A 15087-nucleotide genomic window follows, 5' to 3' on the forward strand; every position below is an offset into this window, starting at 1 on the left:
GGGTCGCGCCGAACAGGCCAGGGCCTTTGGCGCGGAGACCTGTCGACAGAACGTGCCGCGACGGCGGGGCTTGTCTTGGCCCGGGCGCGGGCGTTTGATGCGGCCCGCAACGGGCAGGAAGGGCAAACCATGCAGAACACTTTGCCGGTCTGGGCTTTGGTCGAACGCCATCGCGCCGATCTGGAAGGGCTGGCCGACCGGGTCTGGGAGACGCCCGAGACGCTTTACGCCGAATATCGGTCTGCCGAGGCGCATGTTCAGATGCTGCGCGACAAGGGCTTTCGTGTGACTGAGGCGCCTGCGGGCATTCCGACCGCGGTGATCGGCGAGGCGGGCGAGGGTGGGCCGCTGATTGCGATCCTTGGCGAGTATGATGCCCTGCCGGGGCTGTCTCAGGTGGCCGGCATTGCCGAGCCGAGGCCGGTCGTGCCGGGGGGAAACGGCCATGGCTGTGGTCACAACCTTCTTGGAGCGGCGGCCTTGCTGGCGGCTTGCGCGGTCAAGGACTGGTTGGCCGAGACCGGAACACCCGGGCGGGTGCGCTATTACGGCTGCCCGGCGGAAGAGGGCGGGGCGGCCAAGACCTTCATGGTCCGCGACGGGGCCTTTGCCGGGGTGGATGCGGCAGTGACCTGGCATCCCGACGGGATGACGCGGGTGGATGACCCGGAGTCACTCGCCAATACGCGGATGGATTTCCATTTCCAGGGCCGCGCCAGCCATGCCGCCGCCAGCCCGCACCTGGGCCGTTCGGCGCTGGATGCGGTGGAGCTGATGTCGGTGGGCGTGAACTACCTGCGCGAACATATGGTTCAGGATGCCCGCATCCATTACGCCTATCTCGACGCGGGCGGCCAGGCGCCGAACGTTGTGCAGGCGCAAGCAAGGGTGCGCTACTCGATCCGGGCCCTGCAACTGGCCGACATGCTGGCGCTGGTCGAGCGGGTCAAGGATGTGGCGCGCGGGGCGGCGCTGATGACCGGTACCACGGTCGAGATGCAGGTCTTTTCCGCCGTTTCGAACAATCTGGTCAATGAGACGATGGACCGGGCGATGCATTCGGTGCTTGAGGCGCTGGGCGGGGTGCCTTTTGACGAAGGCGACCGCGCCTATGCAAAAGCGATCCAGGCCACGCTGTCGGCCGAGGATATCGCCGCGCCCTATCGTGGCGTGGCCATGGTGCCGCGCCGGGACGAACCGCTGTGCGACTATATCGTGCCGCTGCGCCCGGGTGGCGAGAAGATGATCGGCTCGACCGATGTGGCGGATGTGACCTGGGCGGTGCCGACGACAGAGGTGCTGGTTGCCACCCATGCCATCGGCACGCCCGCGCATAGCTGGCAGATCACCGCCCAGGGCAAAAGCCCGGCGGCGCATAAGGGCATGACCCACGCCGCCCGCGCCATGGCCGGTCTGGCCGAGCGGCTGATCGAGGATGCCGACCTGCTGGCGCGCGCCAAGGCCGAACATGCCCAACGGCTGGAGGCGACACCCTATCGCTGCCCGCTGCCCGCCGATCTTCGCCCGCCCTTGCAGCCGCGCCCCGCCTGATCGCGTCAGGCGACGGTCTTCTCGCCAGCGGCGATGGCCAGCCCGTCGACCACGGCGGTAAAGGCCTCGGCGCTGCGCAGGCTGGCTTTCGGGAACAGGGCCTGCATCTCGGCGCGGACCATGCCCATGAGGCTGGAACCGCCCACCAGGATGATCTCGGTCACCTGCGCGGGGTCTGCGCCCGCCAGCGCAACCGTCTCGGTTGCGGCGAGACGCAGTTCGTCGCGATGGCCCGAAAGCGCGGCTTCAAGACCTGGGGCGCTGATCTCGGCCGCGAGACCGATCTCGTCCAGCACCAGTCGTCCGCGCGCGGCGCTGCCATTCGCCTCGATCTTGGCGCGTTCCACCGCGAAAGCCAGCGCATGGCCCAATTCGCGCTCGATCACCGCGCGCAACCGGCCCATAGCTTGGGGATCTTCGGCCAGGCGCTGCATCCCTGCCGCCATGCGCCGGGTCTCAGGCGTGTACAGGAACGGGATCTTGGCCCAGGTCGCCAGATCGACGTAAGGCGCGCGCGGCACGGGCAAGAGGCCCGGCCCCATCTCGCGCCGCAACTGCCCTCCAAGCCCGAGATGGGGCATCGCATGGGTCAGAGAGACCGAGCTGTCGAAATCGGTGCCGCCCAGCCTTATGCCATGGCTGGCCAGGATCTCGGGCTGTCCGCCGCTGCTGCGGAAAAGCGAGAAGTCCGAGGTGCCGCCGCCGATATCGACGATCAGGCCCAGGCCGGGTCCGGCACGATGACTGGCGAGCGCGGCGGCTTCGGGCTCGGCGAGGAACCGCACCTCGTCGAAGCCGGCTGCCAGGTAGCAGGTGCGCAGGTCGGACTCGGCCAGCGCGTCCTTGCCTGGGTCGGCAGTATGAAAATGCACCGGACGGCCCGAAAGCGCCCGGCGCAGCGTCAGCCCGGTTGCCGCTTCGGCCCGGCTGCGCAGCTCGGCCAGATAGGCGGTGATCACGTCGGCCAGGGTCCGCCGCCGCCCGGCGATCAGACGAGATTCATGGAGAAGGGGCAGGCCGAGCACGGATTTCAGTGCCCGCATATAGCGCCCGTCCTCGCCGGTGATCAGCGCTTCGGCGGCCGAACGGCCGATGCGCATCGCGCCGCGATCGGTTGGGAAAAAGACCGCTGTCGGCAGCGTGTCGGCGCCTGGCTCAAGCGGAATGCGGTAGACACCGCCCGGGTAAGGCAGGGCGGCGGCGGAATTCGAGGTGCCGAAGTCGATTGCCAGCCATTGCATTGCCCACCCCGCCTCTGCTTTCACGAAAGCCGCCCGACTAGCGCGGGCCGCAGCCGGGCACAAGGCTTGCCGGGCAGGACTTGCCGGGAGAGGGGCTTGCAAATGGCGCGACGGCGCTCTTGATGGGGATGGGACAGTTGTTCCACCGGGAAGACAGGGCAGGAGCCGTTCGGACATGTCGCAAAATGCCGTGCCAACCGGGCTTGGGGCCCTCGTACCCTTGGGCGCGGCCTTTCATCCGGTCGAACACCCGGGGCCGACCCGGACCTATGCCTTCATCCTTGTGCCGGGCTTCACGCTGCTTGCCTTCGCCTCGGCGGTCGAGCCACTGCGCATTGCCAACCAATTGTCGCAGCAGCCGCTTTATGCTTGGGAGATCCTGTCCGAGGATGGCGCGCCGGTCGCGGGTTCTTCGGCCATTCCCGTCGGCGTGGCCGGCAAGATCGGACCGCGCCCCAAGGAGACGCGGCTGTTCGTCTGCGCGGGAAATCCGGCCATGGCCGCTGCGGCGCCCGGGATCGTCGCCGCCGTCCAGCGCCATCACCGCTTTGGTGGCACGGTCGGCGGGATCTGCACCGGCACTGTGGCGCTGGCGCAGGCGGGGTTGCTCGCGGGGCGCCGCTTCACCCTGCACTGGGAGAACCAGGTCGCCTTTGCCGAGACCTTTCCCGATCTGAAGCCGACGGATGCGCGGTTCGAGACTGATGGCCGCATTGTCACCTGCGGCGGCGGCGCGGCGGCAACCGACCTGATGCTGGCGATTGTCGCAGCCGATCATGGCCCGGCTTTTGCCGCCATCGTTTCGGATATGTGCCTGCGTCCGGTCATGCCCGGGGTCGAGGCGCATCAGCGCAGTTCCACCGCCGCGTTGATGGCCTCGCGCAATCCCGTGCTGATCGCCAGCGTGAACCTGATGAACCGCCATATCGACAGCCCTTTGTCGATCGACGATCTGGCCGAAGCCGCCGGGTATTCCCGCCGGCATCTGGAGCGGCTGTTTCGCGATGCAACTGGCAAGACGCCGGGGGAATTCTACCGCGGGCTGCGGCTGGACCGGGGGCGGAACCTGCTGGCGACCACCGACCTTACGCTGCTCGAGATTGCCACCGCCTGCGGCTTCGAGACGACGTCGCATTTCTCGAAGAGTTTTCGCAGCCGCTTTGGCGTTGCCCCGACCCTGATGAAGAAGGGAAGAAAGGGCGCCGCCAGCGGGGCATGAGAGGGGCTTGCCCTGTTCAAGGCAACCGCGCGTGGCATCTCTTGATCGGGGTCGCACGCTATGCGTGTTTGGAAACGATCAGTTTCTGGCAAATTGTGGCAGGTCAATCCGGTAAGAACGCCGGAGTTGTTTCAATAACTATAAGATTTATATATAAAAAAATCTATGATGATCCGGATGCATTATGGCCGCCTGCCTTAATTTGGTCACAAGAATTCCTTCAATTAGTAATCTCTAATATTGCATTAAGATGGTTAATGCGATTGGGCCGGAGGTTTGCCGATCATGGGGTTGTTTCAGAATGACGTTCTTGCGCAAGTGTTTCGACGGGTCGAGCCCGGGCGCCTGCCAGACTTCGCGACACCCGCCACTGTCAAGCATGACTGGACCTTGCCCGGCTTCGCCGGCAAGACCCGCATCCGCACAACCTTTGGCGATCTGCCGATCGAGGCGCTGCGGGTGAACGATCCGGTGGTGACCCCCGAAGGCCGGGTTCTGAAAGTGCGCCGCATCGACCGTATCGGGCTGGATCGCGGCTTCCTGCTTGGCATGCCCTCTGCCCAGCCGATCCTGATCCCGGAGAACGCGCTGGGCCGTGGCCTGCCGATGCAGGACATGCTGGTTTCGCCGGCGCAAGAGATGGAACTGCGTAGCGCAACGCCCCAGGCGCATAAAAGCCGCGCCGACCGCCTGACGCGCAATCCGCTGATCACGACGGACTTTCACGGGGTCATGACCTATTACACGCTCGATCTTGGCGAAGACGCGATCGTTCTGGCCGAAGGCGTGCCGGTGCACGTGCCGGCGCGCAATATGGCCGCCCGTGACGAGCCGGGGGAAGACGATTGACGGCCGCTCTGCCTGGCACGCGGTCTTGGAAACACGTTTCAGAATGAAATTGCCCGGGGCCCGACCTGCAAGGCCCGGGGAATGGACGTGAAGGCAAGTGACGATCGGACCTAGCGGCGCAAGGCCGGGTCATAGGCAAGGGAGGCGCCCTGTGGCAGAATCCGCGCCACGATCTCGGCATCGGCGATGGATTCCAGTGTAAGCGCACCCTGAAGGGCAAGCTCCGTCAACAGCGACCGGGTGCTGCTGGACAGGACCTGTCCGGTCACGGCCGCGCGTTGCGCAAGATAGCGGTCAAGCGCCGCGCCATAGGCCTCACCGCCAAACTCTTCGATCAACACCCGCAGCAGGCGGACGTCGTCGCTTAGCAATTCGGATCGTTCCGCTGCCTGGCGGAACCAGGTTTTCAGGTGTCGGTGCGATGCGGGGCGCGCAGGTGGCTGATCGAAGGTGAAGGAATGCGGGCCTGCGCCGGGCTGGAAAATATGCGAGATCACGGTCAATCGCCCCTGAATCCTGAACAGTCCCCTTCCGTATGCAGGGACTTCTGGTCGCAATCTGCGCGCGCAATATGGCGCAAATGTGCCATCCAAAGGGAAAGGCTGAGGTGGCGCTGACGATGGAAGCCTGCGAGGGCGCGACCTAGTCGGGACGGAAAATGTCCGGGCGCAGATGGGTTCGGGCCTCTTCAAGCACAAGATTGCCAAGCCGCCGCAGGATCTCGCTTGACTGCATCCCGGCCTGCCAATGCAGCGAGACCCGAACTTCCTTGCCTGGGCTCAACTCGACCAGTTCTCCCCGGTCGATATAGGGCTGACCCGCAATGACCGGCACCAGGCCCCAGCCAGCGCCCTTGAGGCAGCAGTTGAGATAACCTTCGTAAGAGGGCACGAAATGGGTGGACAGCGGCACTGTGCCGCCGAAGCACATCTCCATCCACTGATCCTGAATCGTGTCCTTGCGATTGAAGGCAAGGCAGATCGAATTGTGCAGGGTGTCGAGATTGACGCCGGAGGCGAAGGAGCGCCGGTAAAGTTCGGGCGAGGCGACGGCCACATAGTCCATTGCCCCCAGCGAGATGCGCTGGCAGCCCTGCACGGGCGCTTCAAGCGTGGTGATCACGGCCAGGGCGTCGCCAGATTTCAGGCTGTCTTCTGTATGTTCCTGGTCATCGGGCAAGATGTCGAAGCGGATGTCCAGCTCCTGCGTCGCCCGTTTGATCAGATTGGGAAACCAGGTGGCCAGACTGTCATTGTTGACGGCAATGCGCACCGTGGCGGCCTGCGTATCCTCGCCGCCAACCAGAGCGCGCATCCGCTCGGCCAGTTCCTGCTGCAACAGCGTGACCTGCTCGACATGACGGCAGAATTGCAGTCCCGCATCTGTCGGCAGACAGGGACGCCCCCGCGCGACCAGCACGACCCCCACCTTGTCCTCGAGCTGCTTGATTCGCTGACTGACCGCAGATTGGGTCACGTTCATCGATTTTGCGGCCGCTTCGAAGCTGCCCTCGCGCACAACCGCAGCAAGAATCGTCAGAGAGTCATAGTCGATGCGGGACATCTTCACCTCGCGGCATAAGCAACCCTTATGCACCCCCATCATTAATACTACAATCTTAACGGCTATCAAGGGCTTTGCTGAATGTGCATTAGCTTAGCTGATGCATTGTTGAAAAATGATAAATGTGATGCCTAAACTGTTTAATTTCTTCAGGCATTTGGGTAAAATTGTGGCAAAGATGGGGGCATCATGTCAGGTCAGGTCTTAAGAAGGACATACATTCGCCGTTTTCTTGGGATGTCGCGCTACACGCGCGCCGTTGCCTGGATGGTGGTCGCCAGCTATGTGGCGCTCATCCTGGGGGCGATCGCCCTGGGAACGCATCTGCTCTCCCTCCAGTTGTCTTTCTGGTCGGTCGCCGCCATGGTCACGCTCGCCTTCTTCATCGGCACGCGGTGGCGCGGGATCAACAATATCGTGCATGAATGCAGCCACTCGACCTTTGCCGAGCAGCGTCAGGATAATGTGCGGATCGGGCGCTTCTGCACCGCCCTGCTGATGAAGAGCTTCCGCAAGTATCGTGACGACCACCTGTCGCACCATGCCAACAATGGCGACTATGAGCATGATGCCGAGTTCGGACTGATCGAGAAGTTCGGCCTGCACGAGCCGCTGACCCCGCGCACGATCCTGCGCCATTTTTTGACGCCGCTGACGTTGCGCCATCTTCCGATGTATACGGGGATCAACCTGTCGGCCGAGGACGGGCGCGGTTTCGTGGCGATGCGGCTGGCGCTGCTTGCGGCGATCGGCGTGTTCCTGATCGTGAACCCGCTGGCGGCCCTGATCTTCGCCGTGTTGCCGCTGTTCTACATCTACCCGACGATCAACTTCTGGACCGATTGCCTGGATCATGCCGGGCTGGTCGGGGCGGATGACGAGCTGCAGGCCTCGCGCAATGTTCTGGCGCCGACACTGGTGCGCCTGTTGTTCTTTCCGCGCAACGATTCCTACCATCTCGTGCATCATCTTTTCCCCCAGATCCCGGCGCGGCATCTTCACACGGTTCATGAAGAGCTGTGCAAGGATCCGAGCTACCGCAGCACTCCGGCGGCGGTTCGGCCCCGCGAGCCGCAATTGGCGACGGCGCAATTCGACCGCGCACACTAAGACGATGCGTGCGTGATTGGCGGGCGGCATTGCGGGATCTGGCCCGGAATGCGGCCGAGACCCCGGGCAAGCGCCCGCCAGCCCTTCCTTTGACTGTGACTTTTTCATGGTAGCGCTGCCCGCCCGAGCGGGGCGGGCATTTTCTCATTCGCACCGCCCGGCGCGTGTCTCGCAATAGTCTGTTTCCCGCATAGAGAAATATTAGACTTGCTAATGTGCCATTAGAAAGTTATGTATGAATGCAAGATGTGTAACTTTTGTGACTGTGACCCCGTAACGAGTAACGGCCGCGCCGAACCCCTCGCGCGGCCAGCTTACGTTTCCGTACCAGTGCAGTGTTTTGCCAAGTTCTGTTCGGCCACTTATCTGTTGTGACCTGTCTTTCTTCGTACTGGCCAAGTGACGAGTTGAGGTGGGCGCGCGTTCTGCCGCGGCGCATCACATAGTATCGAAAGGCCCGCCATCGCGGTGCCGAGGGGAATTCCGGCCCGATCCTGTCCGATCGGCCCAGGCAGGCGCCCCCGCCCGAGCTATCGGCGGGGGCGTTGATTTCTCCGAGGATACCAACCGAAGCCATCCAAACCCCCCGACGGCGTTGGCTGGCTTACCCAGCCCCACCGCAGGATGGGTGCCGCGCCATATGAGCGCCTGATCCAAGAATAGTAGGGTCTCAGAAGGCGGACAGGAAGCGGTCGACATCCGCCTCGCGGGTGCTCCAGCTTGTCACAAGCCGGGCGCCTTCGCGGCCTTCGGCCAGCGGCCAGGCGTAATATTGCGCGCCAGCGGCCTGAAGCCGGGCATTCGTGCCCCCGGGCCATTCCGGGAACATCATATTGGCCTGCACCGGATGGGCCTGCGTGACCGAGTTGATCCGGGCCAGGCCCTGCGCCAGCCTTGCGCCCATGGCATTGGCCTGCGTTGCCAGCCTCAGCCAAAGCCCGTCTTCCAGATAGGCCGCCATCTGCGCCGACAGAAAGCGATGTTTCGAGAACAGATGCCCGGCCCGCTTGCGGCGCAGCTCGAACTCCCAGGCGCGGGCGGGATCGAAGATCACCACCGCCTCCACGCCCATGCAGCCATTCTTGGTGCCGCCCAACGAAAGAAGGTCGATCCCCGCCTTCCAGGTCATCTCGGCAGGGGTGGCGCCGGTCGCAACGATGGCATTGGCGAAGCGTGCACCGTCAAGGTGGCAGGGCAGACCCTTGGCCCGTGCCAGCGATGTCAGGGCGGCGATTTCGGCGGGCGTGTAGACCGTGCCGGCCTCGGTGACATTTGTCACCGTCAGCATCCCCTTCTGCAAGGAATGCACGCCGCCCGCCCCGATGCGCGCCAACGCGGGGGCAAGGGTCGCAGGCGTCATCTTGCCATGATCGCCGGACACCAGAACAAGCTTCGCGCCACCCGCGAAGAATTCAGGCGCGTTGCATTCATCTTCGGCCACATGGGCCTTGTCATGGCAGAAGACCGCGCCCCAGGGCGGGCAGGTCAGGGCCACAGACAGCGCATTGGCGGCCGTGCCGGTCGCGACGAGAAAGACCGCCGCCTCGGGCGCCTCGAAGACCTGACGGATCTGTGCCGTCACCCGCTCCATCAGTGCATCCGCCCCATAGCTGCGCGCATAGCCGTCATTCGCGGCGGCCAGCGCGGCCATGATCTCGGGCGCGACGCCCGAGCTGTTGTCAGAAGCGAAATGCATCAGGGCGTTTCCTCGATCAGATATTCTTCCCAGTCTTCCTCGGGCACGGTCAGTTCCGAGACCGTGCGATTGCGCATGGAATGGCCGGAACGATGGGTGCTGTCAGGATCGCCAGTGACAAGCGGGTGCCAGTCGGGCAGGGGCAGGCCCTGCCAAAGCAGCTTGTAGGCACAGGTCGACGGCATCCAGTAGGCGCTTTTCTTCAGCGTCTTCGGCGTCAGCACGACACATTCGGGCACGTGCGTCTTGCGGTTGGCATAGTCCGAACATCCGCTGGTCGCATCGTCGAACAGGCGGCACGCGACGCAGGTGTAGACCACCTCGCCCGTGTCGTCATATTCCAGCTTGTTCAGGCAGCACTTGCCGCAGCCGTCGCACAAGGCCTCCCATTCGGCGGAGGTCATCTTGGCGAGGGGAACGGTTTCCCAGAATTTCGGCCGCATCTTTTCCATCGCCGCAACCTGCGCCGGGGCGGCGAAAAAGGGAAGGGGTGGGCCTATAGCGCCGAAAGGATTTCGCGCGTCCGCGCGCAGTCGGCCTCCATCTGCGCGATCAGACCGGGCAGGCCGTCGAACTTCATTTCGGGCCGCAGATAGTCGACCAGCGCGACCGAGAGGTGCTGGCCGTAGAGGTCGCCTTTGAAGTCGAGCAGATGGGTCTCAAGGTTCGGCACTTCACCCGCGAACATTGGCCGCACGCCCAGGCTGGCCGCGCCCTGATAGCGCCCGGCCTGCGGACCGGTCAGCACATCCACTTCCACCGCATAGACGCCGAACCTCGGCAGGTGCAGCCCGTTCAGCGCCATATTGGCGGTCGGGAAGCCCAGCTCTCGCCCGCGCTTCTCGCCATGCAGCACCGCGCCGTCGATGCGATGCCAATGGCCCAGCATGGCGGCGGCATCGCGCGGGCGGCCTTCTGTCAGGGCCGTACGAATGGCGGTCGAGGAAATTTCGACATTCGAAAGAGACAAGATGGGCGCGATCGTGGTGCGGAACCCGAACCTTTCGCCCAAAGCGGCAAGGTCCGTCGCCTTGCCCTCGCGGCCCTTGCCAAAGCAGAAATCGGCGCCCACCACGACATGGCTGATGCCCAGACCCTTGGTCAGAACCTCGGCGGCGAAGGCTTCGGGCGATAGGCCGGCCAGTGCCTTGTTGAAGGGAAGTTGGAACAGATGCTCGACGCCCAGCTTCGCCAGCCGGTTCGCGCGCGATTCCGCATTCATCAGCCGGAACGGGGCGGCGTCGGGTTGGAAGAACTGCCGCGGATGGGGTTCGAAGGTCACGACGCCCAGAGGAGCCCGTCCGCGCGCAAGTTCGATCACGCTTTGATGGCCAAGATGCACGCCGTCGAAATTGCCCAGCGCGCAGGACGCGCCCCGGGCGTCTGGGGCAAGCCATTGCCAGTCCTGGTGAATGCGCATGCGCTCTCCCGCGGGGCAGAGCGCGGGCCGCGCCCTAGTCGAACTTGCGGCTGGGCGCCAGAACCAGCGCCTCGCCCTTCAGGACCAGCGTATGGCCCACGGAAGCGAGGGTTTCAAGGGTCACCCGGCGCTTGGCATGGTCAATCGCCAGCACCTTAACTTCGGCGGTCACCACATCGCCGGGCCGCACCGGGGCCAGGAATTTCAGGCTCTGGCCCAGATAGACCGTGCCATGGCCGGGAAGCTGCTCGCCGATCACGGCCGAGATCAGGCCTGCGGTCAGCATGCCATGGGCAATACGGCCTTCGAAGATCGTGTCCTGAGCATAGCTGTCATCCAGATGCACTGGATTGCGGTCGGTCGAGACCTCGGCAAAAAGTTCGATGTCGCGATCGGTGATCTGTTTGGTCAGAGAGCGCGCCATCCCGATCTCGAGATCCTCGATGCAGATCGTGCCGCGGGGTTGGTTGTGGGTCGTGTCGAACATCTCGGCCATCCTGGGGCATACCCTTTGGAACTGCCGGGGACCCTAGCAGATGCTGCGGCGCGGCGCAATTCCGCAGCGAAATATTTTAACTCCAGAAGGTCTAATGCCGTAACTATGTTGCTCCGCCGATCTTTGCAGTCTAGCGAAGATGACCCATGGCAAAGGTGGCAGACAGTTGCCGGGCCACCAGCCAGGGTTCCAGCAGGGTCGGATCGGGGTGGTTCGAATCGGGGCCGAAAGCGGCCGCGTCGATGCCGCCGGTGATGAACAGCGTGTCCAGGCCCTCTGCCATGCCGCCCTGCACATCGGTCGCGATCCCATCGCCGATGCAGAGAATCTGGGGTTCTCCCTTGCGCAGCGCGCCCAGGCGGCGGCGGGCCAGGTCGTAGATCGGCGGATGGGGCTTGCCGAAATACAGCGCCCGCCCCCCCATCGCTTCGTAATCGCGCGCCAGGGCGCCAGCGCACCAGAGGCGTTTGTCGCCAAAATCCACGACAATGTCGGGGTTGGCGCAGAGCATCGGCAGGCCCAGCGTCTTGCCCAGCAGTAGCTCGACCCGGTAATCCTCTGGCGTCTCGACCATATCGTCGCGTAGGCCGGTGCAGACGATGCCTTCGGCGTCACGCAGCGGCACGCGGGTGATCGGCGGTTGGGCCTTGGCGTAATCCATCAGATCGGTGGCGAAATCGGTGAAGAAGGCTTCGTCCTTCTCAGCGCCGATATGGAAAACGCGGCGGCCCACCGCGCCCGAGAGCATGGCGAATTGCGCCGCATCGCCCGAGGTCACCACCTCGTCCCAGGCGTCACGCGGCACGCCCATCCCGTCCAGTTGCGCCACGACCGAGGCTTTGGGTCGAGGCGAGTTTGTCAGCAGCACCACCGTGCCCCCCGCGCGGCGATAGCCCTGCAGGGCCGCGACGGCCGCGGGAAAGGGCGTGTGGCCATTGTGCAGGCAGCCCCAGAGATCGCAGAAGACCGCGTCATAGCGCGCTCCGATACCGGCCAGTGACGCGATGATCTCGGCCATGTGGGCCTCCTGCTTTCTTCTGTTTTCAAATATCCTGGAGGACCGGGGGCAAAGCCCCCGGTTGTATCCGCCAGCGCCTCAGATCTTCAGCGCGGGAAGGATCTGCTTCTTGCGGCTCATGATCCCCGGCAGGACGACGGTATCGCCCGAGACCTTGGCGCCGAAGGACGCCTCGGCGATGCCCTTGACCAGATCGTTCGGCACCAGAAGGGTCGCTTCTTCCTTGAGGATATCGACGATGAAGAGCAGCACCTGGTCGGCGCCGTCCGCCGTGGCCACGCCGGGCATCGCCGCCATAAGGCTGGCCTTGCGGTCCAGGAGAAGCTTGGGCGCGGTGGTTTCCAGCACCGAGACCCGCAGCTCCTTGCCGCCGATATTGTATTCCTTGGAATCCATGCGCAGCAGCGCCTCGTCCGAGAAGGCCGAGACATCGGACTTGGCCTCGAACATCTGGGCCGCATAGGCCGGGATCGACACGCCCAGATCGGCGGCCAGCTTCTCGGCCACGGCCTTGTCATGCGGCGTCGTGGTGGGCGAGCGGAATTCCAGCGTGTCGGAGAGGATGCAGGACAGCATCGCGCCCTTGATCGCCTTCGGGGCCTTGCCCAGATCGGCGCCCATCAGGTCATGCATGACGGTGGCGGTGCAGGCGAGCGGGCGGATGGTGATGTCGATGGGCGTCTTGGTCTTGATGCCGCCGACCAGCATGTGGTGGTCGATGATCGCCTCGATCTTGGTGTCGTTGATGCCCTCGGGCAGTTCGGCCGGGTTGTTGGTGTCGACGATCACGACCGAAGTGCCGGCCGCGACGCCGGTGACGATCTCGGGCTTGGGCAGGTCCCAATGCTTGAGGACGAAGGCGGCTTCGGTGTTGGGTTCGCCCAGAAGCACCGGCTTGGCGGGGGTGCCCTTCACTTCGGTCAGATACCAGGCCCAGACGATCGGGCTGCCGGTGGAATCTGTGTCGGGGCTTTTATGGCCGAAAACGAGGGTGGTCATGGGGGCTCTCATCGGTTGGATTTGGCGCGGCTTGTAGCCGAGGGCAGGGAAATTGTCACCCCGGCGCGGGGTCGCGCCCCAAGTGGAAGGGCGCGGCTGCCTGTCCCACGGTGAGACAATCAGGATATGTAATGAAATCAATATTTTGATTTCTGACGTTTACCAAATCTTAACTTCTGCGCCTCAAGGCCGGGCGGCGGGTGGCGCGCCCGGTCCGAAAGACGGCTCAGGAGGTCGCGCGCGCCGCCTCGGCCTGCTCGAAATGGGCAAGCTGTTCTTCCTGGGCCTGGCGGAAGGCCGGGCGATCGGTGATCCGCGTGATATAGGCCTCGGTCGCGGGGCGGGTGCCAAAGGCGCGGACCTTGGGGACGCGCAGCACATCGGCCATCAGAAGATCGGCCACCGTGAAGCGCCCCGCAGCCAGCCAGTCGCGTTCGGACAATTCGCGCTCGATATGCGCGAGCCGCCGGGTCAACCATTCGGTCAGCGGATTGTCGGTGCTGCCCGAGAGGGTGAGGAACCACCAGGGCACGGTTACCATCTCGACCGAATTCAGCGCGGCGATGGTCCATTGCAGGGTCTCGGCTGCGCCCCGGGCGCTGATCGGCATCAGAACTTCGCTGTCGCGTGCCAGATGAAGAAGCGCCGCGCCGCTTTCAAACAGCTTGATGTCGCCATCGTCAAGATAGGGGATCTGCCCGAAGGGCTGACGGTCGAGATGGTTGGTCTCGCGCCCGTCGAATTCGACGGTGCGCACCGCATAGGGCAGGCCCGCCTCGCGGCAGGCCCAGCGCAGACGCAGGTCGCGAACAAAGCCGCGCGGGCCAGGGGGAACCCAGTCATAGGTCCAGATGGTCAGGTCGGTCATGTTGCTCCTCCGTCTTTCTTTAGGGGCGCAGGGTCATGCTGCGCCCGCCCTATTGCAGGGGCGAGATGGTCCAGCCGTCCTGGGCAAGAAGGTTCAGGACGCCATTCCGGCCCGGCAGGTGCAGCGCGCCGAAAGCCACGACAAGCGGACCCTCGGCGGCTGCGGCGTCGATGACCGGAATCCATGCCCGATTCCGGTCATCCATCAGAAGCTTTTCCATCAGGGCGAAATCCGAATCGACCTGTTCGCGCGTCATCCCCGGCTGGCCATAGGAGAGGTCGCGCATCATTTCCCACATCAGGCGGCTTTCGCCCCGGAAATAGGCCTCGACCAAAGTGGCCGCGAAATCCTCGGCCTGATCCTCGGTCGCCAGCGTCTGCTCGATCATTGCGATCTGGTCTGCCTCGGTCAGCCCGCCGAAGAGTTTCAGCACCGTGTCATAGGGTTCCAGCGCCTTGACCGGCACGCCCTCCGTCTGCGCGGCGTCGATCAAAAGCCCGTCGAGACCCTTGGGATCGATCATGTCCGCCACAGCGCAGGGCGGAATGGCAAGAACGACCGTGGCGTACCAGGGCTGAAATTTCGAGGCCATGAAGCCCGGCACACCGCGTTCTGCCATGGCGCGCGACAGGCGGTTCCAGGTCTCGGCGGGCAGGCTTTCAAGAAGGGTCGGCCCATCGGTGATGAACATGGCCGACGGGTCCTTGGCGACATGGTCCATCAGCGCCTTTTCCTCATCCGGTCCGGCCTCGACCAGAAGGGCGCTGGCCTTTTCCAGATAGGGGGACAGCACCGTGAGCGTCGCCTGATGGCGCGGATCGTCAAGGTGATAGGTGCCGACCAGCACAAGGCTTTCCGCGCCACGCCGGGCCGACCAGAGATTCCCGTTGGCATAGGGTTGTTCATCGGCCAGCGCGGTGATCCGCGCCCGTTCTTCGGGGGCCATTGTGGCGATCAGGTCGCGGCCCTTGCATTCGGCGCTGGCCGCGACAGGGGCAAGCGGCAAGGCAAGGCCGACAAGGAAAGCAAGAGGTGCAAGGGCTTGGGCAAGACGCAT

At 64.2% G+C, this 15087-nt stretch carries 15 protein-coding genes; 4 read left to right on the forward strand and 11 right to left on the reverse strand.

Annotation, left to right across the window (positions count from 1 at the left end; translation table 11 throughout):
- Positions 1–129 precede the first annotated feature (129 nt).
- Positions 130–1551 carry an amidohydrolase gene (locus ACED67_RS19125; RefSeq protein ID WP_395543328.1) on the forward strand — a complete coding sequence of 474 codons (1422 nt, stop codon included), beginning with the start codon at positions 130–132 and terminating at the stop codon, positions 1549–1551.
- Positions 1552–1556: 5 nt separating this feature from the next.
- On the opposite strand, the gene ACED67_RS19130 is transcribed toward ACED67_RS19125, so the two are convergent.
- Positions 1557–2792, reverse strand: coding sequence for an Hsp70 family protein (locus ACED67_RS19130; protein WP_395543329.1), 1236 nt, complete (start codon positions 2790–2792; stop codon positions 1557–1559).
- A 175-nt stretch (positions 2793–2967) separates the two neighbouring features.
- Between ACED67_RS19130 and ACED67_RS19135 the strand changes: the two genes are divergently transcribed.
- Together ACED67_RS19135 and ACED67_RS19140 are read left to right on the forward strand one after the other, a co-directional pair.
- Entirely contained in the window at positions 2968–4011 is a 1044-nt protein-coding gene (locus ACED67_RS19135) for a GlxA family transcriptional regulator (RefSeq protein ID WP_395543330.1), read from the forward strand.
- A gap of 390 nt (positions 4012–4401) precedes the next feature.
- The gene (locus ACED67_RS19140; RefSeq protein WP_395543331.1) at positions 4402–4860 is read left to right on the forward strand and encodes a Hint domain-containing protein; all 459 of its coding nucleotides are present in this window, start codon (positions 4402–4404) and stop codon (positions 4858–4860) included.
- A 110-nt stretch (positions 4861–4970) separates the two neighbouring features.
- Here the strand turns inward: ACED67_RS19140 and ACED67_RS19145 are convergent, their stop codons facing one another.
- Complete coding sequence (locus tag ACED67_RS19145) at positions 4971–5231, reverse strand: hypothetical protein (protein WP_395543332.1); 261 nt, start codon at positions 5229–5231, stop codon at positions 4971–4973.
- A 271-nt stretch (positions 5232–5502) separates the two neighbouring features.
- Positions 5503–6423, reverse strand: a complete 921-nt coding sequence (locus tag ACED67_RS19150) for a LysR family transcriptional regulator ArgP (RefSeq protein WP_395543333.1) — start codon at positions 6421–6423, stop codon at positions 5503–5505.
- A gap of 237 nt (positions 6424–6660) precedes the next feature.
- Between ACED67_RS19150 and ACED67_RS19155 the strand changes: the two genes are divergently transcribed.
- Complete coding sequence (locus ACED67_RS19155; RefSeq protein WP_395543334.1) at positions 6661–7533, forward strand: fatty acid desaturase family protein; 873 nt, start codon at positions 6661–6663, stop codon at positions 7531–7533.
- A 670-nt stretch (positions 7534–8203) separates the two neighbouring features.
- On the opposite strand, the gene ACED67_RS19160 is transcribed toward ACED67_RS19155, so the two are convergent.
- From ACED67_RS19160 to ACED67_RS19195, 8 genes are all read right to left on the reverse strand, one after another.
- The gene (locus tag ACED67_RS19160; protein ID WP_395543335.1) at positions 8204–9229 is read right to left on the reverse strand and encodes a threonine aldolase family protein; all 1026 of its coding nucleotides are present in this window, start codon (positions 9227–9229) and stop codon (positions 8204–8206) included.
- The gene (locus tag ACED67_RS19165) at positions 9229–9681 is read right to left on the reverse strand and encodes a YcgN family cysteine cluster protein (RefSeq protein WP_395543336.1); all 453 of its coding nucleotides are present in this window, start codon (positions 9679–9681) and stop codon (positions 9229–9231) included. Before ACED67_RS19165 ends, ACED67_RS19160 begins: the two co-directional genes overlap by 1 nt.
- A gap of 44 nt (positions 9682–9725) precedes the next feature.
- Positions 9726–10649 (reverse strand): bifunctional riboflavin kinase/FAD synthetase, encoded by a 924-nt coding sequence (locus tag ACED67_RS19170; RefSeq protein ID WP_395543337.1) that lies wholly within the window; start codon positions 10647–10649, stop codon positions 9726–9728.
- Between the two features lie 34 nt (positions 10650–10683).
- Positions 10684–11136 carry a MaoC family dehydratase gene (locus ACED67_RS19175; protein WP_395543338.1) on the reverse strand — a complete coding sequence of 151 codons (453 nt, stop codon included), beginning with the start codon at positions 11134–11136 and terminating at the stop codon, positions 10684–10686.
- A gap of 139 nt (positions 11137–11275) precedes the next feature.
- Positions 11276–12163, reverse strand: coding sequence for a TIGR01459 family HAD-type hydrolase (locus ACED67_RS19180; protein ID WP_395543339.1), 888 nt, complete (start codon positions 12161–12163; stop codon positions 11276–11278).
- 78 nt (positions 12164–12241) lie between these two features.
- On the reverse strand, positions 12242–13162 hold the full coding sequence (locus tag ACED67_RS19185; RefSeq protein WP_395543340.1) for a manganese-dependent inorganic pyrophosphatase: 921 nt from the start codon (positions 13160–13162) through the stop codon (positions 12242–12244).
- Positions 13163–13388: 226 nt separating this feature from the next.
- On the reverse strand, positions 13389–14030 hold the full coding sequence (locus ACED67_RS19190) for a glutathione S-transferase family protein (RefSeq protein ID WP_395543341.1): 642 nt from the start codon (positions 14028–14030) through the stop codon (positions 13389–13391).
- Positions 14031–14079: 49 nt separating this feature from the next.
- Complete coding sequence (locus ACED67_RS19195; protein WP_395543342.1) at positions 14080–15087, reverse strand: TraB/GumN family protein; 1008 nt, start codon at positions 15085–15087, stop codon at positions 14080–14082.

It is taken from the genome of Neotabrizicola paludis (assembly GCF_044142105.1).
GTDB lineage: Bacteria > Pseudomonadota > Alphaproteobacteria > Rhodobacterales > Rhodobacteraceae > Pseudogemmobacter.